The organism is Streptomyces sp. NPDC059256 (genome assembly GCF_042753785.1).
In the GTDB taxonomy this organism is placed as follows: domain Bacteria; phylum Actinomycetota; class Actinomycetes; order Streptomycetales; family Streptomycetaceae; genus Streptomyces.
Genome location: NZ_JBHYZO010000001.1, coordinates 706660 through 728924 on the forward strand (window position 1 = coordinate 706660; position 22265 = coordinate 728924).

Consider the following 22265-nt stretch of genomic DNA (forward strand, 5'->3'; position numbering starts at 1 on the left):
ACGACCTGACCGCAAGTCACCAAGTCGCCACAAGTTTCTTCTAGGGGGTGGAGCCGTGCCGGATGCCCGCCACCCTGTCGACGCCACCTGTAGAGCGGGTACACCGCCTCACGAGGCGTTCGCATCGCACACCCGGCCCAGACGGACGGAAGCCCACGCGTGACGGAGCAGCCAACCTCCCACGAAGGCCGCCAGCCCTTGGCTGCGAGGCCCCAGGAACGCACCCGGCCGCGGGCGGATTCGGCCGGTTCACCGGCCGTGCCCGCCCCGGCCGCCCCCTCCGTCGTCCCCGCGCCCAACGGCCCGCCGGCCGATATGCAGGACCTGGCGGCAACCGCGCGGCGCGAGGGTGACCGGCTGCGCTTCACCGGCGCAGCGACCCGCAGGATCGCTCGTGGCATAGACCTCGACGAGATCGTGCTGGGGCTGTGTCGGGCGACCGTGCCCACGTTCTCGGACGCGATCCTGGTCTTCCTCCGCGACCCGCTCCCCGTCGGTGACGAGCGCCCGGTCGCGCCGTTCGTGTTGCGACTGCGGCGAACCGACCGGCTGCGTTTAGCCGAAGACAGCGGTGACTTCAGCACCTCGGCGCTGCTCGCCGGAGTCACCGGCACCTCCTTGTCCGCCTCGGCACTCACCTCGCCATCCGTCGACCCGCACACCGATCTCACACCCGCATCAGAGCTGTGCGAGGTGCGGCCCGGTGGTGCGCTGTCGGAGGTGTTGCGCGGGGTGCGGCCCGTCTTCGGCGACTCCGCAGCGGCCCGGGCCGCCCTGCCCGAACTGCTCGGCGCCGACCGGACCGTCCCGAACGGACACCGCGCGATACTCGCCCCGCTGCGCGGACGTCGGCGGGTGATCGGTGCTGCGGTCTTCGTCCGACGCCCCGACCGGCCCGCCTTCGAGCCGAACGATCTGCTGGTCGCGGCGCAACTGGCCACGCACACGGCACTCGGCATCGACAAGGCCGTGTTGTACGGGCGGGAGGCGTACATCGCCGACGAGCTCCAGCGCACGATGCTGCCGGACTCGCTGCCCCAGCCGACCGGGGTGCGCCTCGCGTCCCGCTATCTGCCCGCGGCGGAGACCGCGCGGGTCGGTGGCGACTGGTACGACGCCATCCCGCTGCCCGGCAGTCGGGTGGCACTGGTGGTGGGCGATGTCATGGGGCACTCGATGACATCAGCGGCGATCATGGGGCAGCTGCGGACCACCGCACAGACCCTGGCCGGTCTTGATCTTCCGCCGCAGGAAGTGCTGCACCATCTGGACGAGCAGGCGCAGCGCCTCGGTACGGACCGGATGGCGACCTGCATGTACGCGGTCTACGACCCGGTCTCGCACCGGATCACCATCGCCAACGCCGGCCATCCGCCGCCGGTGCTGCTCCATCTGGGTGGCCGCGCCGAAGTGCTGCGGGTTCCGCCCGGGGCGCCGATCGGTGTGGGCGGGGTGGACTTCGAGGCCGTGGAGTTGGACGCACCGGCGGGGGCGACCCTGCTGCTGTACACGGACGGTCTGGTCGAGTCCCGGCTGCGGGACGTGTGGACGGGCATCGAGCAGCTCCGGGAGCGGCTGGCCGCGACCGCCCAGCTGACCGGTCCCGACCATTCGCCGCCGTTGGAAGCGCTCTGCGACGACGTCCTGGACATGCTGGGGCCGGGCGACCGGGACGATGACATCGCACTGCTCGCAGCCCGTTTCGACGGGATCGCGCCGAGTGATGTCGCCTACTGGTTCCTGGAGCCGGAGGACGCCGCCCCGGGCAGGGCCCGCCGGCTGGCGCGCCGGGCGCTGTCCCGCTGGGGTCTGGAGGAGCTCAGCGACGCGGTGGAGTTGCTGGTCAGCGAGGTGGTGACCAATGCCGTGCGCTACGCGGAACGCCCGGTGACCCTGCGGTTGCTCCGGACGGACGTCCTGCGCTGTGAGGTCGGCGACGACTCTCCGCAGCTGCCCCGACAGCGTCGGGCGCGGGACACGGACGAGGGTGGACGCGGGCTGTTCCTGGTGAACCGGCTGGCGCGGCGCTGGGGTGCCACCCGGCTCTCCAGCGGCAAGGTGGTCTGGTTCGAACTGCCGACCCGGGCCTGAGTCGTCCCACGGTGTCGATCAGGGCCGCATCCCCGGCTGGGGGTGCGGCCCTGATCCGTTGCCGGCGGGCACCACCGCGCTTCGTCGCCGCTTCGTCGCCGGCTCTTGGTCGTCGTGGCCGGCTTCCATCATCGTGGCCGTCGCCGGGTGGCCCGAACGGGCGGTGGGCGCGTACGGCCGTCACCCGATCGGGTTCGGGGCCGGGGTGTGAAGGCGACGAGCGGGCGGTTCCCTGCGTACGCACTGCGCTGACCGGGCGGCGATGACGGGGGCGCATCCCCGTAAAAGTTGCCGACGAAGTGTCGGCGGAGTTGACTGGGGCAGACGGCCGAAGCGACCACACCCTCATCCCCCATGCCCCGGGAGGACGCTCGTGACCGAGACATCGCCCAAAGCTCCGTACACGACCAACAACGCCGGCATCCCGGTGGAGAGCGACGAGCACTCGCTCACCGTCGGCCCTGCCGGGCCGATCCTGCTCCAGGACCACTATCTGATCGAGAAGATGGCCCAGTTCAATCGGGAGCGGGTCCCCGAACGGGTGGTGCACGCCAAGGGATCGGGAGCGTACGGCTTCTTCGAGGTCACCCATGACGTCAGCCAGTTCACCAAGGCGGACCTCTTCCAACCGGGGAAGCGCACCGAGATGCTGGCCCGGTTCTCGACGGTCGCCGGTGAGCTGGGATCGCCCGACACCTGGCGCGACCCGCGCGGATTCGCGCTGAAGTTCTACACCGAGCACGGCAACTACGACATGGTCGGCAACAACACGCCGGTCTTCTTCGTGCGTGACCCGATCAAGTTCCAGGACTTCATCCGCTCGCAGAAGCGGCACCCGGCGACCGGGCTGCGCAACAACGAGATGCAGTGGGACTTCTGGACGCTCTCGCCGGAGAGCGCCCACCAGGTCACCTGGCTGATGGGTGACCGCGGCATCCCCCGCTCCTACCGGTTTATGAACGGCTACAGCTCGCACACGTACATGTGGGTGAACGCCGGCGGTGAGCGGTTCTGGGTGAAGTACCACTTCAAGACCGACCAGGGCATCGAGTTCCTCACCCAGGACGAGGCCGATGAGCTGGCCGGGCACGACGGGGACAAGCACCGCCGGGACCTGTACGAGGCGATCGAGTCCGGGAACGCTCCGACCTGGAGCCTGAAGGTGCAGATCATGCCCTTCGAGGACGCGCCGGACTACCGGTTCAACCCGTTCGACCTGACGAAGGTGTGGCCGCACGGCGACTATCCCTTGATCGACGTCGGCCGGATGGTGCTGAACAAGAACCCCGATGACTACTTCGTCCACATCGAGCAGGCGGCCTTCGAGCCGTCGAACCTGGTGCCCGGAATCGGTCCGTCACCGGACAAGATGCTGCTCGGACGGCTGTTCTCGTACCCGGACACCCATCGCTACCGGATCGGTCCGAACTACGCGCAACTGCCACCGAACCGGCCGCACTCCGCGGTGAACTCCTACGCCAAGGACGGTCCGATGCGGTACGTGCCGTCGAACGCCTCGATGCCGTACGCGCCGAACTCCTTCGGCGGGCCGGCCGCGGACGTGGACCGCTTCGGCGATCCGGCGGGCTGGGCGACGGCGGGCGACATGGTCCGCGAGGCGACCAGGCTGCACCGGGAGGACGACGACTGGGGCCAGGCGGGCACCCAGGTCCGTGAGGTGCTCGACGACGCGGCGCGGGACCGGCTGGTGGCGAATGTGTCCGGGCACCTGCTCCAGGGCGTGTCCCGGCCGATCCTGGACCGCGCCTTCCAGTACTGGCGCAACATCGACAAGGGGATCGGCGACCGGATCGCCAACAAGGTGAACGGCGGCTGAGCTCCTTCCCCGAACGACCGTGACGGTGGCACCCGGCCGGAGAGCCGGGTGCCACCGTCCTGTCTTACTCGCGGGAGCTGCCGCCCTCGCTGCCCTGGGTGGGCCGGCCGGACCTGCTGGGCTTGGGGTTGGGCTCCGTCGATCGGCTGCTGCTGGTCGAGGGCTCGGGTTCCGCCTCGGACCTGCTCGGCGACGGCTCATCGGACGACGGCTCGGGTTCCGGCTCCGAGCGGCTCGGCGACGGCTCGTCGGACGGTTCGGCCGACTTGCTCGGAGAGGGGCTCGACTCTTCCGAAGGCGAGGGCTCCGGTTCGGGCTCGCTGCGGGCGGGCTCCTTGACCTCCAGGTCGAAGCGGGCGTCCGCGTCCTGGCCGAGCGCCTTGGCCGTGTACTCCTGCCAGATCCGGGCGGGAAAGCCACCGCCGCCCGTCCGCCCGGGGCTGATGGCGTCGGTCAGGGTGACCCGGCCGGTGCCGTCCTGCTTCTCGCCGAACAGGGCAACGGCGGTGACGAGCTTGGGTGTGTAGCCGACGAACCAGGCAGCGAAGTTGTTCTCCGCGGTGCCGGTCTTGCCGGCGGCGTCGTAGTTGCCCTGGGCATTGCGGCCTGAGCCGTTGCGGACGACGTCCTCCAGGGCGGAGGTCACGGTGTCCGCGGTTCCCCGGCTGATGACCTGCTTGCCGATCGGGTCCGCCAGGTCGGGCTTGCGCAACTGGTGCTTCGCCGACTTCAGGATGGTCGGCGTGACCTTCTTGCCGTGGTTGTCGAGCGTCGCGTACACCCCGGCCATGTCCCACGTCGACGCGTGCATGGTGCCGAGCGACATCGCGGGGCGCTCGGGCCAGTCCTTGCCGTCCCGCATTCCGAGGTCGAGGGCGGTCCGCTTGGTCTTGTCGGGCCCGACGTCGACGATCATCTGCGCATAGACGGAGTTGATCGAGCTGTTGGTCGCCTTCTGCACGGTGACCGGGCCCCAGTCGCGATCGTCCTCGTTCTCCGGATTGAAGGGGGTGTCGCTTCCTTCGACGGGACGCTTGCTGGTGCCGTCGTACAGGGTGTTGAGGCCGATCGGCTGCTCGTCCTGCGTCTTCGACTCGTTCTCCAGGGCGGAGGCGAGGACCACCGGCTTGAAGGTGGACGCCGGGGTGTAGTCACGGCGGGTGGCGTTGGAGAGCCAGTGCTCGGTGGCGCCGACTCCGCCGTAGAGCGCCACGACGGCACCGGTCTCGGGGTCGACTGAGGTGGCTCCGGCCTGGACGGTGGCGTCCTTCTTGTCGCCCTTGCGGTCGAGCTTGGCCTCCAACTCCTTCTGGACGGCCTTCTCCAGCGCCTTCTGCCGCTTGCTGTCGACGGTGAGCGTGATCGTCCAACCGCCGGCCTTGATGTCCTCTTCGCTGACTCCCTGGCGGGCGAGCTCGGTGTTGGCGGCCTCGACGAGATAGCCGGTCTGCCCCTCCATGCCGGGGGCCGCCTTCGGCGCCTTGGGCACGGGGAAGGTCAGCCGGTCGCGTTCGGCGGCGTCCAACCAGCCTTCCTCGACCATGTTGTTCAGGGTGTACCGCCAGCGCTCGCTGACCAGCTTCTTGCCGGTGTCGGAGGCCACCGCCCAGTCGTACTGGCTGGGCGCCTGGAGCAGCGCGGCCAGATACGCGCCCTGTGCGAGGGTCAGCTTTCCGGCGTCGACGCCGTAGTACGCCTGGGCTGCGGCCTGGATTCCGTAGGCGCCCCGCCCGTAGTAGCTGGTGTTGATGTACCCGGCGAGGATCTCGTCCTTGCTCCTCTTCTGGTCGACCTTGAGCGAGATCACCAGTTCCTTGAGCTTGCGGGTGACCGTCTGGTCCTGGTCCAGGTAGTAGTTCTTGACGTACTGCTGGGTGATCGTGGAGCCACCTTGCTTGCCGCGGCCGGTCACGGTGCTGATGAGTCCGCGGGTGGTGCCCTTGAGGTCGATGCCGTGGTCCTTGTAGAACGACTTGTTCTCCGCCGCGACGAAGGTGTAGCGCACGTCCTCGGGGATCTTCTCCAGCCCGATGATCTCGCGGTTGACCTTGCCGGTACGGGTCAGGATCTTGCCGTCGCTGTACTTGTAGACGTTGCTCTGCATCTCCGCGTGGGCGTTGGCGGTGGGCACCGGGACCAACAGGTAGACGACGAAGAAGGCGCCCGCGAGGAGCACGACGAGCCCCAGGAAGGTGCCCAGGACCTTCCTCCAGGTGAAGAAGCGTCGTATGCCCCGGGGCGCGGCGGCCCTTCTGGACTGGCGGGCGCCGGTTTCCCGCGCCCGTCGGGCTTCCGCTCGGCCCATCGCTCGTCCGCTCCGCTCTCGCTCGCTGTCGTCGGCGCCGGTCGGTCCGGCGGTGAACCGCTTCCGCCCGTGGGTCCGTCCGCCGGTGCCGGAGGCCGGTCACCGGGTTCGTGCGGTGTCGATGCCTGGCGGTTGCCCGCGTTCCGCAGCACGAACCGCTTCGGATGCGTACCGCCCTGACCGCTGAATCCGGTTCTGGAAAATGCCGCCCGCGGGGACTGCGCCGCATGCAGGAAGCAGCTCAGAAAACTAGCACCGGCCGCTGTGACAAAGGTTTACCGATCCGGACTTTACGGACGTGACAAACAGCACCCCGTCCACTGGAACCGACTCCCGAGGGGTGTGCAGGGTTGCCCCGTTGAGTTAATGTGTAATCACTTAGCTAGCTGGAGCACATCACTCGGCGACGCTCCCCGGAGAGATCCGCTACTCAGGGAGAGACCACTGGGGCGATGGCTCCGGCCGTGGCCGCCATGCGCGCGCCGCGGCCGATCGGACAACGGACGACGGGGGAACCCATGACTGCCACGACCGCTCCACACATCGACGACGTACCGCAGATGCCCGCGCCACGCGTACGCGAGTTCGCCGCCCACAGCATCGGCGGCGGGCTCGCGCTCCTGTTGGGTCTGCTCGGCCTGGTCCTGGGCGTCCTCACCATCGTGTTCGGCGCCATGACCGGCAGCCCCGCGGTGATCGCGACCCTGGTCATCGTCGGCAGCCTGATCACGTTCGGGGCGTTCCTCGCGATGTGCGGTCTGAACATGGTCGCGCCCGGTGAGGCCAGGGTCGTCCAACTCTTCGGCCGCTACCGCGGCACCATCCGCACCGACGGGCTGCGTTGGGTCAATCCGCTCACCTCCCGCGAGAAGATCTCCACCCGGGTGCGCAACCACGAGACCGCGGTGATGAAGGTCAACGACGCCTACGGCAACCCGATCGAACTGGCCGCCGTCGTCGTGTGGAAGGTCGAGGACACCGCACAGGCACTGTTCGAGGTGGACGACTTCCTGGAGTTCGTCTCCACGCAGACCGAGGCCGCCGTGCGTCACATCGCCATCGAGTACCCCTACGACGCCCACGACGAGGACGGTCTCTCCCTGCGGGGCAACGCCGAGGAGATCACGGAGAAGCTCGCCGTGGAACTGCGCGCCCGGGTCGAGGCGGCGGGTGTGCACATTGTCGAGTCCCGCTTCACCCATCTCGCATACGCTCCCGAGATCGCCTCCGCGATGCTCCAGCGCCAGCAGGCGGGCGCTGTGGTCGCAGCGCGCCGGCTGATCGTGGACGGTGCCGTGGGCATGGTGGAAGAGGCGATCAACCGGATCGGCGAGCGGGACATCGTGGAACTGGACTCGGAACGGAAGGCGGCGATGGTGTCCAATCTGCTGGTGGTGCTGTGCGGGGACCGCTCGGCCCAGCCGGTCCTCAACACGGGCACTCTGTACCAGTGACGCCCCCGGCCGAGCGCAAACAGGTACTACTGCGGCTGGACCCGGTGGTCTACGACGCGCTGGCCCGGTGGGCGTCCGACGAACTGCGCAGCGCCAATGCGCAGATCGAGTACCTGCTACGACGTGCACTGTCCGAGGCGGGTCGACTGCCGGGGGGTGTGGGCCCCATCCCCCGGCGGGGCCGTCCACCGAAGCAGACGCCTCCCCCGGAAGCTCCGACGCACGAGTGAGCACGCGCCCGAGCCGGTGAACGCCGGTTCGGGCGCTCATATGCGAGGGCGCCGTACTCACCACGTACAGTGCTGGACATGTCGATAGGTCACACCCTCCTCGCGCTCCTGGAATCCGGGCCGCGCCACGGTTACGACCTCAAACGCGCCTTCGACGAAAAGTTCGGGCAGGACCGTCCTCTGCACTACGGGCAGGTCTACTCGACGATGTCGCGGCTGCTCAAGAACGGGCTGGTCGAAGTCGACGGCATGGAGGCCGGCGGAGGGCCTGAGCGCAAGCGCTACGCCATCACCGAAGCCGGGATCACCGATGTCTCCCTCTGGCTCACCCAGCCGGAGAAGCCGGAGCCCTACCTCCAGTCCACCCTGTACACCAAGGTCGTCATCGCCCTGCTCACCGGCCGGAGCGCCGCGGCCCTGCTGGACACCCAGCGCGCCGAGCATCTGCGGCTGATGCGCCAGCTCACCGACCGCAAGCGGCACGGCGACCTGGCGGACCAACTGATCTGCGATCACGCGCTGTTCCACCTCGAAGCCGATCTGCGCTGGCTGGAGCTGACCTCCACCCGGCTGGACCGGCTCGCTGCGGAGGTCGGCGCATGATCCCCGAGGGATCACTCCTGGTCGCCGAGGACATCCACAAGTCCTACGCCCACACACCGGCGCTGGCCGGTGCCTCCTTCTCCATCCACCCCGGCGAGGTGGTGGCGGTGCTGGGCCCGTCCGGCTCGGGGAAGTCGACGCTGTTGCACTGCCTCGCGGGGATCGTCCCGCCGGACGCCGGGAAGATCCGCTACGCCGGGCAGGACCTGTGCACGCTCTCGGACGCCGAGCGCAGCGCCCTGCGACGCACCGAATTCGGCTTCGTCTTCCAGTTCGGGCAACTCGTACCGGAGTTGAGCTGTACGGAGAACGTGGCCCTGCCGCTGCGGCTGGCCGGTGTCCGTCGCAAGGCTGCCGAGGCGACCGCTTCGGAGTGGCTGGAGCGTCTGGAGGTCGCCGACGTCGGCGCCAAGCGGCCCGGGGAGATCTCCGGTGGGCAGGGGCAGCGCGTGGCCGTCGCCCGTGCCCTGGTGACCTCGCCCCGGGTGGTGTTCGCCGACGAGCCGACCGGAGCCCTGGATTCCTACAGCGGTGAGCGGGTCATGGAGTTGCTGACCGAGGCGGCGCGGTCCACGAACGCCGCCGTCGTCCTCGTCACCCACGAGACCCGGGTCGCCGCCTACTCGGACCGGGAGATCGTCGTCCGCGACGGCAGGACCCGGGACCCCGACCACACCCTGTGACACTCCACCACCCGAAGCTCCCCACCCCCACCGATCACATGATCCGGACCCCCACGCAATGATCCTCACGGAAGAGCGCAGCGACCGCGCCCCCGCTCGGTACCACCGCCCCGGTCGCATCCGGAGTTGGCTTCGGGACCTGGCGTACGGCCTGCGCTTCGGGGCCTTCGGCGGGCGCGAGGGGTGGTTGCGCAACGCCTTGACGGCCGCGGGTGTCGGACTCGGGGTCGCCCTGTTGCTGATCGCGGCGTCGGTGCCGCAGATCATGGACAACCGGGATCGACGGGCCGAGGCCCGTACCCCGTCCGGGGCCATGGTCATGGACCCCGTGAAGTCGTCGGAGTCGGCGGAGTCGGCGCCGGCGCCGGCGCCGGCGCCCTCCACGCAAGAGTCAACGCCAACAGCAACCTCGATGGTGTGGGCCGACGCGTCGACCGAGTACCGCGAGGAGGTGGTCGAGGGCGTGCTCCTGCGCGCTGAGGGCGCGCGGCCGACGCTTCCTCCCGGTATCGGGGAACTGCCCGGGCCCGGCGAGATGTTGGTCTCCCCCGCCCTGAGGGAACTGCTCGCGTCCGACGAGGGACGGCTGCTGGCGGACCGGTTGGACCACCGGGTGATCGGCACCATCGGGGACGCGGGGCTACTCGACCCCGGCGAGCTCTTCTTCTACGCGGGAAGTTCCAGCCTGGCGACCGGCGACGGGGCCGAGAGGACCGAGGGCTGGGGCGGCCCGACGACGCAGTCCCTGCCCTACGATCCGCTCCTCGTGGTGGTGATCACCCTCGCCTGCGTCGTGCTGTTGGTGCCGGTGGCCGTGTTCATCGCCACCGCCGTGCGGTTCGGCGGCGATCGACGCGATCGCAGGCTGGCCGCACTGCGCCTGGTGGGAGCCGACGCACCCACCACCCGGAGGATCGCCGCGGGCGAGGCGCTGTTCGGCTCGGTGCTGGGGGTGCTCTGTGGCGTCGCCCTGTTCGCACTGGTCCGGCAGTTCGCCGGATGGATACGCATCTGGGAGCTGAGCGCCTTCCCATCGGACGTGGTGCCGCTGCCCGAACTCGCCGCAGCCTTGCTGGTCTCCGTACCCGTCGCCTCGGTCCTGGTCACCCTGGTCGCACTGCGCTCGGTGGTGATCGAACCGCTCGGTGTGGTGCGCCGTTCCACCCCGCCGCGCCGCCGGTTCTGGTGGCGTCCGCTACTGCCGGCCGTGGGGCTGTTGCTGCTGCTCAACGTGGACGGCGTCGGCGACGTCGAATCGCCCAGGGTGGTCGATCCCCTCCCCATCGCCCTGGGCTCGATCCTGATGCTCCTCGGTGTGGCCGCCCTACTGCCGTGGCTGGTCGAGGCCGTGGTGGGGCGGATGCGGGGCGGTCCGCTCCCCTGGCAACTGGCGACCCGCAGGCTCCAGCTGAGCAGCGGCCCGCCGACCCGTGCGGTGAGCGGGATCATGGTCGCGGTGGCGGGGGCGATCGCCCTCCAGATGCTGTTCGCCGGAATGCACGACGAGTTCAACAGGATGCTGAGCAAGCATCCCGGTTGGAACCAGCTCAATGTCACATCGGACCGTCCCAGCCGGCCGCTGGCGGACCGCATGACCCGGGAACTGGAGCGGACCGAGGGGGTCCGGGAGGTGATCACCACCGTCCGGGCGGCGGTGCAGCACCCCGAGAGGAACACGGTGACCTCGCTGACCATGGCCAACTGCGCCACATTGCAGCAGTTGGCCACGATCGATTCCTGCGAGGACGGGGACACCTTCGTCATCCACAGCGCCCACAGCCGCGAGCAGAACACATGGGTGGACGCCACCGCCAGGAAGGGAAGCGCCCTGCTCCTGAGCGACGGCGAGGGCAAACGCTCACCCCTGTGGACCCTGCCGCGCGACACCCGGACCGTCGTCGCCAAGGACCCTGAGGACTGGGAGACCATCGGCGTCTTCGCCACCTTCGGCGCACTGGACGTCGCACTGCTGCCCAGCGGTACGACGACGGCCCAGGTGAGCCTGGACGGGGGCCTCCCCGACGCCCGGGAACACGTCCGCAACACGGCGGCGGCCATCGACCCCGGGCTGCGGATCTGGTCGATCCGGATGATCGAGCGCGACGCCCGGTACGAGAGCCTCCAGACCGGCCTGCTCGCAGCCGCCACCGCCACCCTGGGGCTGATCGCCGCCTCGATGCTGGTGTCCCAGATCGAACAGCTCACGGAACGGCGACGGCTGCTGGCATCGCTGGTCGCCTTCGGCACCCGTCGTACGACCCTGGCCTGGTCGGTGCTGTGGCAGACCGCGATACCGGTGGTGCTGGGAACCGCGGTGGCCATCGGCGGCGGTCTGGCGCTGGGGGCCGCCATGTTGGCCCTGACCGGCAAGGAGGTCACCCGCTGGTGGCTGTTCCTCCCGGTGGCCGGGGTGGGGGCCGCGGCCATCCTGCTGGTGACGCTGCTCAGCCTGCCGCCGCTGTGGCGGATGATGCGGCCGGACGGCCTGCGCACGGAGTGACCGCGGTTGCGGCTCGCTCCCTGCACGGGTCAGGACGCGATCCGTACCGGCAGTGGGCGCAGTGCCTCGCGCAGCGCCCCGGCGAACTCGGCGAACTCGGCTTGCCGTGCGGCTCCGGGGCGGGCGACCAGGGCGATCCTGCGGGTGGGAGCTGGCTCGGCAAAGGACGCGGTCTTGAGCCCGCCGCGACCGGCTTCGACCTCCACGGCCGTACGCGGAAGCAGTGTGACCCCGAGGCCGCCGGCCACCAGTTGGACCAGGGTGGAGAGCCCGGCAGCCGTGGTGGTCACCGAGGCGTCGTCGCCCCGGCCCGCTTCCCGGCAGATGTCGAGGGCCTGACCGCGCAGACAGTGCCCCTCGTCGAGGAGAAGCATCGGCAGTTCTCTGAGCGCCCCCGGCGCTATGTCCGGACGGCCGCCGAGCGGATGGCTTTCGGGTGTGACCAGGACGAAGTCCTCGTCGAAGAGCGGGAACTCCATCAGTCCTGGCAGCCCCAGCGGCAGCGCGAGGAGCAGGAGGTCGAGCCGTCCCGCGGTCAGTCCGTCCAGCAGCGAGGCCGTCTGCTCCTCGTGGACCTGGAGCTCCAGATCCGGATAGGCGTCCTGAACCAGGCGCAGGGCCGTCGGCAGCAGATAGGGCGCGACGGTGGGGATCACCCCCAGCCGCAGTACGCCGGTGAAGGGCGCCCGTGCCGCCTCGGCCTCCTCCATCAGCGCACCGACGGCCCGTAGGACGGCATGGGCCCGGGCGGCGAGCCGCTCGCCCGCGGGGGAGAGCAGCACCTTGCGGGTCGTACGCTCGACCAGCTGCACCCCGAGGGCGTCCTCCAGGGCGGAGACGGCACCGGAGAGCGCGGGCTGGCTCATGCCGATGGCCGCGGCGGCGTCCCGGAAGTGCAGATGCTCGGCGACGGCGGCGAAGGCACGCAACTGGGTGAGGCTGGGCTGCTTGCCCCGGTTCACTGCACCCACTGATCAGCCCTTTCGATCACTCCCCAGGAGTTTAATCGACTTCTCGACATCGTTTTCCCACTCCCCTCCCCTTGATCCACATCGGTGGACCTGCCCCATCGGCCTGGCGGCAGACCCGCAGGCCGGGCAGCACGGCGAATGGCCAGCCGCTACCGGGCCGACCCGTCGACGGTCGCAGGACGGAAGGTGCGCCGGTATGCCTGAGGTGTGACGCCGATGGCGGCATGAAGGTGCTGGCGCAGGGAGACACCGGTGCCGAATCCAGCGCGGTCGGCGACCAGGTCGACGGGCCAGTCGGTGCTCTCCAGCAGGTGCCGGGCGAGATCGACCCGCTGACGGATGAGCCATCGACCGGGGCTGGTGCCGACCTCGTCACGGAAGCGACGGGTGAAGGTACGCACGCTGACGCCTGCGTGGACGGCCATGTCGACCAAGGCGATGGGTTGGGAGAGTCGTTCCATGACCCACGCCTGTGTGGGGGCGGTGCCGGAGGCGGTGGGGTCGGGGACGGGGCGCCGGATGTACTGGGCCTGGCCGCCGTCGCGCCAGGGGGGTACGACGCAGGAGCGGGCGACCTCGTTGGCGATGTCGCTGCCGTGGTCACGGCGGACGATGTGCAGGCAGAGATCGATTCCTGCGGCCACCCCGGCGGAGGTGAGGATGTCACCGTCGTCGACGAAGAGGACGTCGGGGTCGACGCGCACGGTGGTGAACATGCGCTGGAGACGCTCGGCTTCGCGCCAGTGCGTGGTGGCGGGGCGCCCGTCGAGCAGTCCCGCGGCAGCCAGTACATAGGTGCCGGTGCAGATCGCGACGATCCGAGCGCCCGGACGGATGGCGGCCAAGGCTTCGCGCAGGGCATCGGGCAGCCGGCCCTCCTGGCGAAGGGGACCCAGCGCATGGGAGGGCGGGATGACGACGGTGTCGACGGTGGCCAGCAGGGATGCGTCGTGGGAGACGGTGAGTTGGTAGTCGGCCTCTGCACGGACGGGCCGGCCGTCCAAGCTGCACGTGGTCACGGAGTAGAGCCGGTTGCCCGTGTCGTCGCGGGCGGCGCCGAAGATCCGTGCGGGGATTCCGAGTTCAAAGGGGACCACGCCATCCAGGGCCAGAACGCCAACGCGGTGCATGACCCGATCCTTTCACTCCTTGGCCATCGGGCCACTACTGGGACGCTCTCCGCCGGGGCAGCCTGGAGGACACACCCGAGAGAACTCGCACATATCCCAAGAAAATCCCGCTGCGCCTTCACACCGCCGACTCCCCGAACCGCATCAAGCAGCGCTCCCCTCCCACGCCTTACGCCTTACGCCCTACGCATCACCCATCACCCATCACCCATCACCCATCACCCATCACCTAGAACGGAACCACCGTGAGCACCAGCACCGCTCCGACCAGCACCCGTGACGTCGTTGACGCGTTCTTCGCGCGCTTCGGCGAAGGCGACGTGCCCGCCCTGCTCGACCTGTTCGACGACGGCGTCAACTTCGAGGTCGCCGGCGCCCCCGACGTCCCGTGGGCCGGCAGCCGCACCAGCAAGGACGAGATCGCCGCGTTCTTCGCCTCCTTCGGGCAGCACCTGACTCCCGCCGAGGAGTACGTCGTCGCCACCACCGTTGTCGACGGGGACCACGCTGTGATCATCGGTCACAACCGCTTCGGGGTCCTGGCCACCGGCAAGTCCTTCACCAACCACTTCGCCCTCCACATCACCGCGGCCGACGGCAAGATCACCGGCTACCGCATGCACGAGGACAGTCACGCCATCAGCGAAGCCTTCACCTCCTAGATGAGTGCTTCCGCCCTGCCCCTGCCTCCTTGGTCACCTACGGGCCGGGGACTCGGGCTCGTAGATGATCCGCGGTGGTTCCGTCGGGCTTCCGTCCGACGGCAGCCGTAGCCCCGAGCCGTCACAGGCCCTCCTCGACCGCCGCAGCCAGCCGTACGGCGTCCGTCCCGTCCTGGTGGCCGACGTTGAGGGCGCGCTCGGTTGCGCCGCGGTAGGCGGCTCGTCCCGGGCTCGGATCATCGATGATGCGGATGATCGGGCCTACCGCGGCTTCCGGGCGCTGGCCCAGTAGGCGCCCGAGGACGGCGGCGGTGATGCGCATGACCCCTCCGACCTCGCTCGCGAAGCTGGAACGCACCAGCCGGGCCGGGCCCCAGGTGATGTAGGCGAGGTTGGGAATGTCGTCGGCGGCGAGGACCCCGAGGAGTTCGTTGGCGCGACGCTGCTGGGCATTAGAGCGTCTGAAGGTGAACTCATGGACCATCTCCAGGTCCTCGAAGTTCACCGCATCCACTTGCGCACCCGGGACCGCGGTGTTCACGATCACCGGCCGTTCGGCGACACGAAGCAGCGGAGCGAGTCCGGTGACGAAGAGGTACTTGCTGAGGAAGAACAGCGCCCAGGACGCCTCATGTCCTTCGGTCGTGGTCTGCCTGCGCTGCCGGATGAAGGAGGCGGCCAGCACCAGGGAGTCGATGCGCTCATGGTGCGCCAGGAGGTGATCGACCACCCGCCGACTGTCGGCGACCAGGGACAGGTCAGCCGGGACGAACTCAGCCCGCGCCGCTGCCGACGGATCCACGCAGGACACGGCCGCCACCAGCGCATCGAACTTGCTGCGGCTCCTTCCGATCACCGTGACGCGCTCCCCGGCCGCGAGGTAGTGGCGGGCCAGGGCCGCGCCCATACCGTCGGTGCCTCCTGTGATCACCATCGTGTGCACCGTGCCCACTCCCCTCCATAGCGGAACATGTGTTCCGAATAAAGATAGCATCAAACGGAACACGTGTTCCGAATCGCTATAGTGGAGGGATGTCACAGGATCGCAAGCAGCGCCGAGACGCCGCAGCCAACAGGGAACGCATCCTCGCCGCGGCGGGTGAGGCGTTCCGACGGTCCGGCATGGCCGTTGACATGCGGGCCGTCGCCACGGCGGCCGGCGTCGGCATCGGGACCCTCTACCGGCACTTCCCCACCCGCGAACACCTCGTGCAGGCCGTGACCGGGACCGATCTCGCCGCACTCGCACGGGCCCCCCTGCCAACGGGGTCTTCCGCAGTGGACGGCCTCCGCGAGTTCTTCACCGCCACGATCACCGGCCTGGTCGCCAACCAGGCGATGATCGATGTACTGGCAGGCGGATCGCCGTCGGATGCAGACCTCCAGCGCTGCCTGGCGCATCTCACCAAGATCGGCCAAGAGGCCGTTGACCGCTCCCAAGGCGATCGGACCCTTGCTCGCGATGTGACGGCGGACGACATCGCCTATCAACTCCTCGGACTCATCCGCATCGCGCAGTTGCTGCCCGACGATGAGCCAGCCGCTATCGCCCACCAGGTAGAACTCGCGCTCCGCGCGCTCGCCGCACACTGACCGCTCCCGTACGCCGGTGGGCAAACCGCTCACAAGGCCAGCTCCCAGTTGATGTGACGCCGTGCTCTCCAGCCGGGTCCGAACCAGATACAGCTGGCCCTGGGCAGAGTTCTTCCGCATCCAGATCCGCGGGGAAATACATCCGGTCTCGGCGGGCGGATCCCAGCGCGGGCAGCCGCCGTCCTGACGTTGGGTGTGTGGGCAGACAGCCCGCGGACGCCCGGCAGATGAACGTGGGGGCTCGTCGCCAGGCGCCCCCAACCACCCTGGTCGACGGGTACAGAGATCTCAACAAGGCCAAAGCCCTGCCCCAACCTCCCAAAAGAGGCCAGAATCATGGATCCTGACCGCTCTTCGCGGCAGAGATGAGTTGCCAACCCACAGGTGCCCGGCGCAGCCGGCTTTGGACATCGCCACCCTCACCGCTGTCACCCCTGTGTTGGCTGGTAGGGCATCGCGCACCACCAGCAACGGTCCCCATGGAGAACCTCGATGAGCTCTGACACCGCCCCACTCGCCCTCGGCGCAGCCCCGATGAGTGCGTACGACAAGCAGGTGTGGGACACCCTCAACGACCACTGGCAGCGCCGCAACAACCGCCGCGGTCTGCCGAACTGGGCGAGCACCGCACTCGGTCGCACCGGTGAGGTCGCGGGGCAGGCCGCGAGACGGGTGAAGGACGCCGTGCCGGAGACGGTCACCGACCCCATCCGTCGGGCAGGCGACGCTGTCGCCGACAAGGCCATGCGCCCGGCACTCGCAGGCGCGGCAGCACTGCTCGAACTGGTCAACGACTGGGCCATGGACCTCAACGACCCGAAGAACGTCGAGAAGCTCGCCCGCAAACGAGGAGTCGAACTCGACAGCTTCACCGAACTGCGACAGCAGGACCTCAAGGTCTGCGACCGGCTGCTGACCTCCAACACCCTCCGATGGCGGACCGCCGGCGCGTTCGAGGGTGGCGCCATGGGCCTGCTGGCGATGGTTCCCGTCGCCGGCATACCCGTTGCGATGACAGCGGACATCCTCGTCGTCCAGGTCCTGAGCACGTCGATCGCAACGCGCGTCGCGTACTCCTACGGCTACGACGCCAAAGACCCCGACGAGCAGGCGTTCATCCAACGCCTGGTACGCCGGTCCTTCATGGCCCAGGCGGCAAAGGCCGAGCCGTTGCGTGATACCGCACGGGCGGCGAACGCGATCAAGGGACGCATCAGATGGTCCGAGAAACTCCGCCAGGACCACCGGCTGCTGGCCGCACTGGAGAAGTTGATGAAGCAGTTGGGCCCGGCCGGCTCCAGAGTGCCGGTTCAGAACGTCGCCAAGGTGGTCCCGTTCGTGGGTGTCCTCATCGGTGCCGGCATGAATGCCGCGATCCTCGGCAGAGTGGCCGCCGACGCCCAGCGGTACTGCCAGACCCGATTCCTGTGCGACAAGTACGGGCTACCGCTGCCTGCCGCACTGACGACCGACCAGGATGACGACCTCCCGACCGACGCCACCTAGATGGCGGTCCTTGAAGGCCACGATGTCGCCGCTGCGGGTCCCACCTTGGGGCGGGCACCCGTAGCGCCGACTACGACCGGTCGATCCGATGCGACGCCAATGGAACGCCCTGCAAGGAGCCGGAACCCAACGACCATTCATGGGGAAAGCCCAGGAGCCGCGTAAAGCGCTCGTTCCGTTCCTTCGCGTCGGCCTCCCCCACCTGGTCCGTCCACTGCCGGCACGAGGCGGCCACGAACGCCTCCACGGCTCTCGGGTCCGCCTGTCGCCAACTGGTGAAGTTCGAGAGCCACTTGAGGGCATCCTCCGGAGGGCACCCGTACGTCATCAACCAGGTCGCCATGTACACGGGGTCCACCCATGCCGGCCCGAGGGCCGCCCTCGCCCAGTCCACGAAGTGGGCTCGTCGGGGTGTGACGAGCACGTTGTGAGGGTTGGAATCCATGTGGAGCAGACACGACCCCGTCAGCAGCTCGGCCTCTGCGGGAGAAAGGAACCCCTTGAACTTCCCGGCAAGGCTTTCCACAGGTGTCCTCGGGTTGCGGAGAGTCCTCATTCGCCGAAGTGTGAGCGTGATGGACGGCAGGTCCTCCGTACCAGGGGTGAAGTCCGCGTGGCGCCCGTCGATGTAGGCGAAGGCGAGGCAGTACCACCCCGCGGCCTCAACCTGGAAGTTGATGGGCGGGCAGACTCCGGTCAGGATGCCATTGATCTCCTGTTCGAACTTGAGACCCGCGAGCCCGGGCCCATCGGTGAGCCGCACCCCCTTGAGGAACAGGGATTCCCGTTCCGTACGGAGCTTCAGCGCAGCGGTGCAGTGCAGGCCCTCGGGAACGACGTGAGCAGAAGTGACCTGTCCCGCTCGTGCCGTGATTGCCGCGCGTAGGTCTGAGGGCAACTCGTCCCAGCGGACTCTTTCCATCATGATCACTCCCATGAGCGAGGAAGGGCACCCGTCCCGACACCCCTCCCCTCCTGACTATCGCTGAGTTGCGCCACACTTCGCACAGCGCCGTTCGCCACTCCACGGCACCCAGCGGTGTTCACAGTCGTCCGCACCAGTCACCCAAGGCTTCATGCTGAGTCTGCCGTTCGTCTCATGTTTCGCGGATTCCCCAGGTGCACTCCTCGGGGAGCGATGACCAGGGTCTTGTAGGTCCGCGCCCTCACCACCTGCAACTGCATGGTGGGGGCGTCGAGACGTACGTACCTCTTGGCGAGAGGGAGGTCATCTCCACAGAAGGGAGAGTGACGCTCCAAGACGTGTTCAGGTGTAGGTGTGGGCCACGGCTTCGCCCAGACCCCCAGCTCCGCCTGAATCCGTTGGGTTCGGGGAATGCCGTGTCGGCGTTGTGTTCGGTCCAGGAGGTCCAGCACACGCACAACGGCACGGCGAATGACATCACGCATTCGTGGTTCGCTTCCTCAGCGGCTGTACGCCGTTCCCAACCAAGGCGATGCAGATGCGCCTCACGGGGACACCCGCGCGCTCGTTCCATGCGCCGTACGACAGGGACCCTCAGCCCTGCCGTACGGCGCCTTCACCGCTCTCAGGATGTGCAGTCCTGAGCAGCGGGAGTCTCGGGGATGATCAGAAGACCCGCTGGAGCAGGGCCCACAGAAGGCAGGCCGGTGGCGGGAGCACCAGGAGCCAGCAAGCCCAGGAGTGCCAAAGCCGGCGCAGGCCGCTGACCAGGGTGCAGTGACTCACTGACCTCTGCTCCGGGCGTTGACCTGGGACAATTCATCTGACATAGCGTCAGACTGCCGGGCCGGCACCAGGTACTCGGGTTCCACCTCCCACTCCACTCCCCCCTTGAGGGGGCGGAGGTAGCAGAAGGGCTCCACATGCCCCATCACCCGACCCACGCGGCTCGTACGGGTGTCACGCACCACGTCGCCTTCCCTGGGCACATAGCTCTCCCCTGGGGGTTCAAAGCCTTGAGCGGTACGGTGGGTCATGTCGACGCTCCTCAAGCGTTGTCCACACCCCCGGACCGTTCGCGCGGTCGCGGGGGCCTCTTGCGTCTGTGCTGCATTCCGTGCTCGCTCTAGGCAACAGCTTGACTACGCTCGGGGGTACCTTTGGATCGGAGCCCAGGGGTAAAAGTGGTAAATGGGCTATGGGTGCGAGGAGTTGAGGTCGCATGTCTACGCGCAAGCCGAACGAACGGTTGGCCCGACTACACCGCGAGGCGGGTTGGACCCATCGACAGTTCGCCCAACTGGTCAACCGTCTGGGAACGGAGCGAGGTACCCCAACCGCGTACCAACGACCGTCCATCAGCCAGTGGCTGAGCGGCCAGGCACCCAAGGAGGAGACACGACCCTTGATCGTCGAGGCCCTCTCCCGCCGCCTCCGAAGGCCAGTCACCTACGCGGACGCGGGCTTCCCCACACCGCCGGGGGATTCGGCCACTCGTACGGTGGACGGGCTCATCGACTTGGGCAGCCAAGACATGTCGCCGTCCCGCCGCGGCATCGTGGGCGCGGGCTTGTTCTCAGTGGCGCTCACCGTTCCCAACTGGCCTGACGTGGTGGGGCGAATGGAAGCCGTGCAGCACGGCACCAGTCAGCGCGTGGGCATGTCTGACGTCCGCATGGTCACCAACATGACGGAACGGATTTCCGAGCTCGATGACCAGTTCGGAGGGCGGCACGCCCGCCCGATGGCCGCCGCGTTCCTGGTGAACACAGTGGCCCCTTACCTTCGAGCTGATGCCACGGAAGAAGTGCGCAAGGCGATGCTGTCAGCCGCGGCCTTCCTCAGCTATCTGACCGGCTACATGGCCGTCGATGAAGGCTTGCAGGGCCTGGCCCAGCGCTACTACGTCAAGGCTCTGGAGCTGGCTGGGGCCAGCGCCGATCATATGACCTACTGTCACGTTCTCCGAGGAATGTCCGTGCAGGCCGCAGACCTCGGTCATGGGACCACCGCTGCCCGGCTCGCCAATGCGGCAGCCGTTGCCGCCCCCTCCACCACCCCACGCATGACCGCCTTTCTGGCGGCGCAGCAGGCCCATGCCTATGCCGTGGCCGGAGAGCGCACTCAAGCGCTGCGAAGCCTCAGGGAGACAGAGACGGCCATGGACAAGGCCGAAAGCGCTGCGGGAGCGTTCGGTGGTTTCAGCCCTGCCACTGTCGCCTACGCGGTCTCACAGGTTCGCTACGCGCTGGGCGACGCCCCGGGCAGCGTCTCTTCCCTGAAGCTCCACTTTCGTCTGCGGGATTCCCGCGACAGCCAGAGGTCGCGGCTGCGTTTCGGCTCGATGCTGGCGGAGAGGCAACTGGAGATGGGGCACCTCGAAGAGGCGTGCAGTGCCTGGTCACAGGTCCTGGATCAACACCCGGCGATGCACTCGGGCCGAGTGGACCGGCATGTCGCGAGCATCAGCCCACTCCTCAAGCCCTACCGCGCGAACCCCACAGCCAGGGCGATCTACGATCGTGCCGCTCAGGCCGCCTAGGGCCGCCGCCCGCACACCCTCGGCCTATATCCGGACCCCGGGAAGTGGTTCGGCTGTCGAATGGCCCTACTTAACAGACTGTGCATCCGAGCTTGGTCGACAGCACTACTCGGGCGCCCGTACGACGGCCGGCGTCGCCATCCCGTTGTACTCAAGCGCGATCGGGTCCAGCTCAACGCTTTGGACCAGGACGCTCGGGAAGTCTTTGAATCGCGCCAGGGCATCAGCGATGGCCTGCGTCATCGTCTCCGCCTCGAACGAGCAGGTGAACCAGGAGCGCTCGGGAGACTCGACCAGCGAGATCCTTCCGTCGTGAAAGCTGGCCAACTGTGCCAGCGCATCGGACTGCTCCTCGGTCATGACATCCTGCAGAACCAGATTGAAGTACCAGTTACGCGCAAGCGCGGTGCTGCCTGACGAATCCATCGATATACCTCGCTTCTTCGCTCGGGTTCTGCGGAGTGCACGACACCGTGCGCCGCTGGTTGCACGGACAGCACAGCACGTATCCCCACCGGTGCCCGCTGCCGGTGCGAGTCACCTTGACCCGGCAGCCTCCGCCCTCTTGAGCGCCGCCTCAACATCCTTCTTCTGATGCCGGTCGCCGAGTGCCATAGCCCTGGTACTACGCGCCGACCGCAAGGAAGATACGAAGCTCAAGGCGAAACCGCCCGATCGAGCTACCTGGCAGGGGAACTGATCATCTAGGCGACAGCCCTACTCGGGCGCCCGTACGACGGCCGGCGTCGCCATCCCGTTGTCCTCCAGCTCCCGTGGCCCCAGTTCCACACTGCGAACCAGGACGCCAGGAAGCTGCTCAAAGAGGCTCAGTGCCTCCGCGATGGCTCCGGTCAGCGCCTCGGCCTCGAAGGTGCACCAGAACTCGGCCGTGCCCGGCCCTTCGACCAGGCTCATGCGCCCGTCATTGAAGTCATAGAGACCGTCCACGGTGTCCGACTGCGCGGGGGTCAGCGGCTCCTGAAGATGCAGGACGAAGTCCCACTCACGCACAGCCACGGTGGTCCTTGATGAGGCCATCGATCTTCTTCGCCTCGCTCCCTTGACTCTGGGGCGTGCAGTGAATGCGGAACTTCACAGCGCACGGACAGCAGATCACCCACCCCCATCGATGTCGATTCTTGTCATGCGTCACCTTGAGCCCGGCAGCCTCCGCCCTCTTGAGCGCCGCCTCAACATCCTTCTTCTGATGCCGGTCGCCGAGTGCCATAGCCC

The 22265-nt window shown here is 68.3% G+C and carries 20 protein-coding genes and 1 pseudogene; 11 read left to right on the top strand and 10 right to left on the bottom strand.

Annotated features, from left to right (window positions below):
- Positions 1-159: 159 nt before the first annotated feature.
- Positions 160-2091 (top strand): SpoIIE family protein phosphatase, encoded by a 1932-nt coding sequence (locus ACFXJL_RS02980; RefSeq protein ID WP_358876214.1) that lies wholly within the window; start codon positions 160-162, stop codon positions 2089-2091.
- Positions 2092-2464: 373 nt separating this feature from the next.
- Positions 2465-3928, top strand: a complete 1464-nt coding sequence (locus ACFXJL_RS02985) for a catalase (RefSeq protein ID WP_358876215.1) — start codon at positions 2465-2467, stop codon at positions 3926-3928.
- Between the two features lie 64 nt (positions 3929-3992).
- Here the strand turns inward: ACFXJL_RS02985 and ACFXJL_RS02990 are convergent, their stop codons facing one another.
- Complete coding sequence (locus ACFXJL_RS02990; protein WP_384688683.1) at positions 3993-6233, bottom strand: transglycosylase domain-containing protein; 2241 nt, start codon at positions 6231-6233, stop codon at positions 3993-3995.
- 518 nt (positions 6234-6751) lie between these two features.
- Here ACFXJL_RS02990 and ACFXJL_RS02995 point away from each other — a divergent pair.
- From ACFXJL_RS02995 to ACFXJL_RS03015, 5 genes are all read left to right on the top strand, one after another.
- Positions 6752-7687 (top strand): SPFH domain-containing protein, encoded by a 936-nt coding sequence (locus ACFXJL_RS02995; protein WP_358876217.1) that lies wholly within the window; start codon positions 6752-6754, stop codon positions 7685-7687.
- Positions 7684-7917, top strand: coding sequence for a hypothetical protein (locus ACFXJL_RS03000; protein WP_329022896.1), 234 nt, complete (start codon positions 7684-7686; stop codon positions 7915-7917). The genes ACFXJL_RS02995 and ACFXJL_RS03000 overlap by 4 nt, the downstream gene beginning before the upstream one ends.
- 78 nt (positions 7918-7995) lie before the next feature.
- The gene (locus tag ACFXJL_RS03005; RefSeq protein ID WP_358876218.1) at positions 7996-8520 is read left to right on the top strand and encodes a PadR family transcriptional regulator; all 525 of its coding nucleotides are present in this window, start codon (positions 7996-7998) and stop codon (positions 8518-8520) included.
- A complete protein-coding gene (locus ACFXJL_RS03010) occupies positions 8517-9203 on the top strand; it encodes an ABC transporter ATP-binding protein (protein ID WP_358876219.1) in 687 nt (228 codons plus the stop codon). Before ACFXJL_RS03005 ends, ACFXJL_RS03010 begins: the two co-directional genes overlap by 4 nt.
- A 58-nt stretch (positions 9204-9261) precedes the next feature.
- Positions 9262-11703 carry an FtsX-like permease family protein gene (locus ACFXJL_RS03015; RefSeq protein WP_384688687.1) on the top strand — a complete coding sequence of 814 codons (2442 nt, stop codon included), beginning with the start codon at positions 9262-9264 and terminating at the stop codon, positions 11701-11703.
- A 29-nt stretch (positions 11704-11732) separates the two neighbouring features.
- Here ACFXJL_RS03015 and ACFXJL_RS03020 read toward each other — a convergent pair whose 3' ends face one another.
- Together ACFXJL_RS03020 and ACFXJL_RS03025 are read right to left on the bottom strand one after the other, a co-directional pair.
- Positions 11733-12665, bottom strand: a complete 933-nt coding sequence (locus ACFXJL_RS03020; RefSeq protein WP_384689148.1) for a LysR substrate-binding domain-containing protein — start codon at positions 12663-12665, stop codon at positions 11733-11735.
- 158 nt (positions 12666-12823) lie between these two features.
- Positions 12824-13804, bottom strand: coding sequence for a GlxA family transcriptional regulator (locus ACFXJL_RS03025; protein ID WP_384688690.1), 981 nt, complete (start codon positions 13802-13804; stop codon positions 12824-12826).
- 245 nt (positions 13805-14049) lie between these two features.
- Between ACFXJL_RS03025 and ACFXJL_RS03030 the strand changes: the two genes are divergently transcribed.
- Complete coding sequence (locus ACFXJL_RS03030; RefSeq protein ID WP_384688693.1) at positions 14050-14466, top strand: nuclear transport factor 2 family protein; 417 nt, start codon at positions 14050-14052, stop codon at positions 14464-14466.
- A gap of 121 nt (positions 14467-14587) precedes the next feature.
- Here ACFXJL_RS03030 and ACFXJL_RS03035 read toward each other — a convergent pair whose 3' ends face one another.
- Positions 14588-15400 (bottom strand): SDR family NAD(P)-dependent oxidoreductase, encoded by an 813-nt coding sequence (locus ACFXJL_RS03035; protein WP_384688696.1) that lies wholly within the window; start codon positions 15398-15400, stop codon positions 14588-14590.
- 98 nt (positions 15401-15498) lie between these two features.
- On the opposite strand from ACFXJL_RS03035, the gene ACFXJL_RS03040 reads away from it, so the two are divergent.
- The gene (locus ACFXJL_RS03040; protein WP_358876225.1) at positions 15499-16059 is read left to right on the top strand and encodes a helix-turn-helix domain-containing protein; all 561 of its coding nucleotides are present in this window, start codon (positions 15499-15501) and stop codon (positions 16057-16059) included.
- Between the two features lie 492 nt (positions 16060-16551).
- On the top strand, positions 16552-17565 hold the full coding sequence (locus ACFXJL_RS03045) for an EcsC family protein (protein WP_384631442.1): 1014 nt from the start codon (positions 16552-16554) through the stop codon (positions 17563-17565).
- A 70-nt stretch (positions 17566-17635) separates the two neighbouring features.
- On the opposite strand, the gene ACFXJL_RS03050 is transcribed toward ACFXJL_RS03045, so the two are convergent.
- Together ACFXJL_RS03050 and ACFXJL_RS03055 are read right to left on the bottom strand one after the other, a co-directional pair.
- Positions 17636-18490 (bottom strand): phosphotransferase, encoded by an 855-nt coding sequence (locus tag ACFXJL_RS03050; protein ID WP_384688700.1) that lies wholly within the window; start codon positions 18488-18490, stop codon positions 17636-17638.
- 782 nt (positions 18491-19272) lie between these two features.
- Positions 19273-19527, bottom strand: coding sequence for a hypothetical protein (locus ACFXJL_RS03055; protein WP_329022877.1), 255 nt, complete (start codon positions 19525-19527; stop codon positions 19273-19275).
- 185 nt (positions 19528-19712) lie between these two features.
- On the opposite strand from ACFXJL_RS03055, the gene ACFXJL_RS03060 reads away from it, so the two are divergent.
- On the top strand, positions 19713-21032 hold the full coding sequence (locus ACFXJL_RS03060) for a tetratricopeptide repeat protein (RefSeq protein WP_384688703.1): 1320 nt from the start codon (positions 19713-19715) through the stop codon (positions 21030-21032).
- 105 nt (positions 21033-21137) lie between these two features.
- On the opposite strand, the gene ACFXJL_RS03065 is transcribed toward ACFXJL_RS03060, so the two are convergent.
- The 4 genes and pseudogenes from ACFXJL_RS03065 to ACFXJL_RS03080 all read right to left on the bottom strand — a co-directional run bounded on the left by ACFXJL_RS03065 (position 21138) and on the right by ACFXJL_RS03080 (position 22260).
- Positions 21138-21458 (bottom strand): hypothetical protein, encoded by a 321-nt coding sequence (locus tag ACFXJL_RS03065; RefSeq protein ID WP_384688706.1) that lies wholly within the window; start codon positions 21456-21458, stop codon positions 21138-21140.
- Positions 21424-21647, bottom strand: a pseudogene (locus ACFXJL_RS03070) (hypothetical protein). The gene ACFXJL_RS03065 and the pseudogene ACFXJL_RS03070 overlap by 35 nt, the downstream one beginning before the upstream one ends.
- A gap of 102 nt (positions 21648-21749) precedes the next feature.
- Positions 21750-22043: a hypothetical protein gene (locus ACFXJL_RS03075; protein WP_384689150.1), complete on the bottom strand. Its 294-nt coding sequence runs from the start codon at positions 22041-22043 to the stop codon at positions 21750-21752.
- The gene (locus tag ACFXJL_RS03080) at positions 22036-22260 is read right to left on the bottom strand and encodes a hypothetical protein (protein ID WP_384688708.1); all 225 of its coding nucleotides are present in this window, start codon (positions 22258-22260) and stop codon (positions 22036-22038) included. The genes ACFXJL_RS03075 and ACFXJL_RS03080 overlap by 8 nt, the downstream gene beginning before the upstream one ends.
- Positions 22261-22265 lie beyond the last annotated feature (5 nt).

Bases quoted from the DNA above. Each gene is read 5' to 3' on its own strand.
- ACFXJL_RS02990 (WP_384688683.1), bottom strand. From the start codon at position 6,233: ATGGGCCGAGCGGAAGCCCGACGGGCGCGGGAAACCGGCGCCCGCCAG.
- ACFXJL_RS02995 (WP_358876217.1), top strand. From the start codon at position 6,752: ATGACTGCCACGACCGCTCCACACATCGACGACGTACCGCAGATGCCC.
- ACFXJL_RS03005 (WP_358876218.1), top strand. From the start codon at position 7,996: ATGTCGATAGGTCACACCCTCCTCGCGCTCCTGGAATCCGGGCCGCGC.
- ACFXJL_RS03010 (WP_358876219.1), top strand. From the start codon at position 8,517: ATGATCCCCGAGGGATCACTCCTGGTCGCCGAGGACATCCACAAGTCC.
- ACFXJL_RS03015 (WP_384688687.1), top strand. From the start codon at position 9,262: ATGATCCTCACGGAAGAGCGCAGCGACCGCGCCCCCGCTCGGTACCAC.
- ACFXJL_RS03025 (WP_384688690.1), bottom strand. From the start codon at position 13,804: ATGCACCGCGTTGGCGTTCTGGCCCTGGATGGCGTGGTCCCCTTTGAA.
- ACFXJL_RS03035 (WP_384688696.1), bottom strand. From the start codon at position 15,400: ATGGTGATCACAGGAGGCACCGACGGTATGGGCGCGGCCCTGGCCCGC.
- ACFXJL_RS03040 (WP_358876225.1), top strand. From the start codon at position 15,499: ATGTCACAGGATCGCAAGCAGCGCCGAGACGCCGCAGCCAACAGGGAA.
- ACFXJL_RS03045 (WP_384631442.1), top strand. From the start codon at position 16,552: ATGAGCTCTGACACCGCCCCACTCGCCCTCGGCGCAGCCCCGATGAGT.
- ACFXJL_RS03050 (WP_384688700.1), bottom strand. From the start codon at position 18,490: ATGATGGAAAGAGTCCGCTGGGACGAGTTGCCCTCAGACCTACGCGCG.
- ACFXJL_RS03055 (WP_329022877.1), bottom strand. From the start codon at position 19,527: ATGACCCACCGTACCGCTCAAGGCTTTGAACCCCCAGGGGAGAGCTAT.
- ACFXJL_RS03060 (WP_384688703.1), top strand. From the start codon at position 19,713: ATGTCTACGCGCAAGCCGAACGAACGGTTGGCCCGACTACACCGCGAG.
- ACFXJL_RS03065 (WP_384688706.1), bottom strand. From the start codon at position 21,458: ATGGATTCGTCAGGCAGCACCGCGCTTGCGCGTAACTGGTACTTCAAT.
- ACFXJL_RS03080 (WP_384688708.1), bottom strand. From the start codon at position 22,260: ATGGCACTCGGCGACCGGCATCAGAAGAAGGATGTTGAGGCGGCGCTC.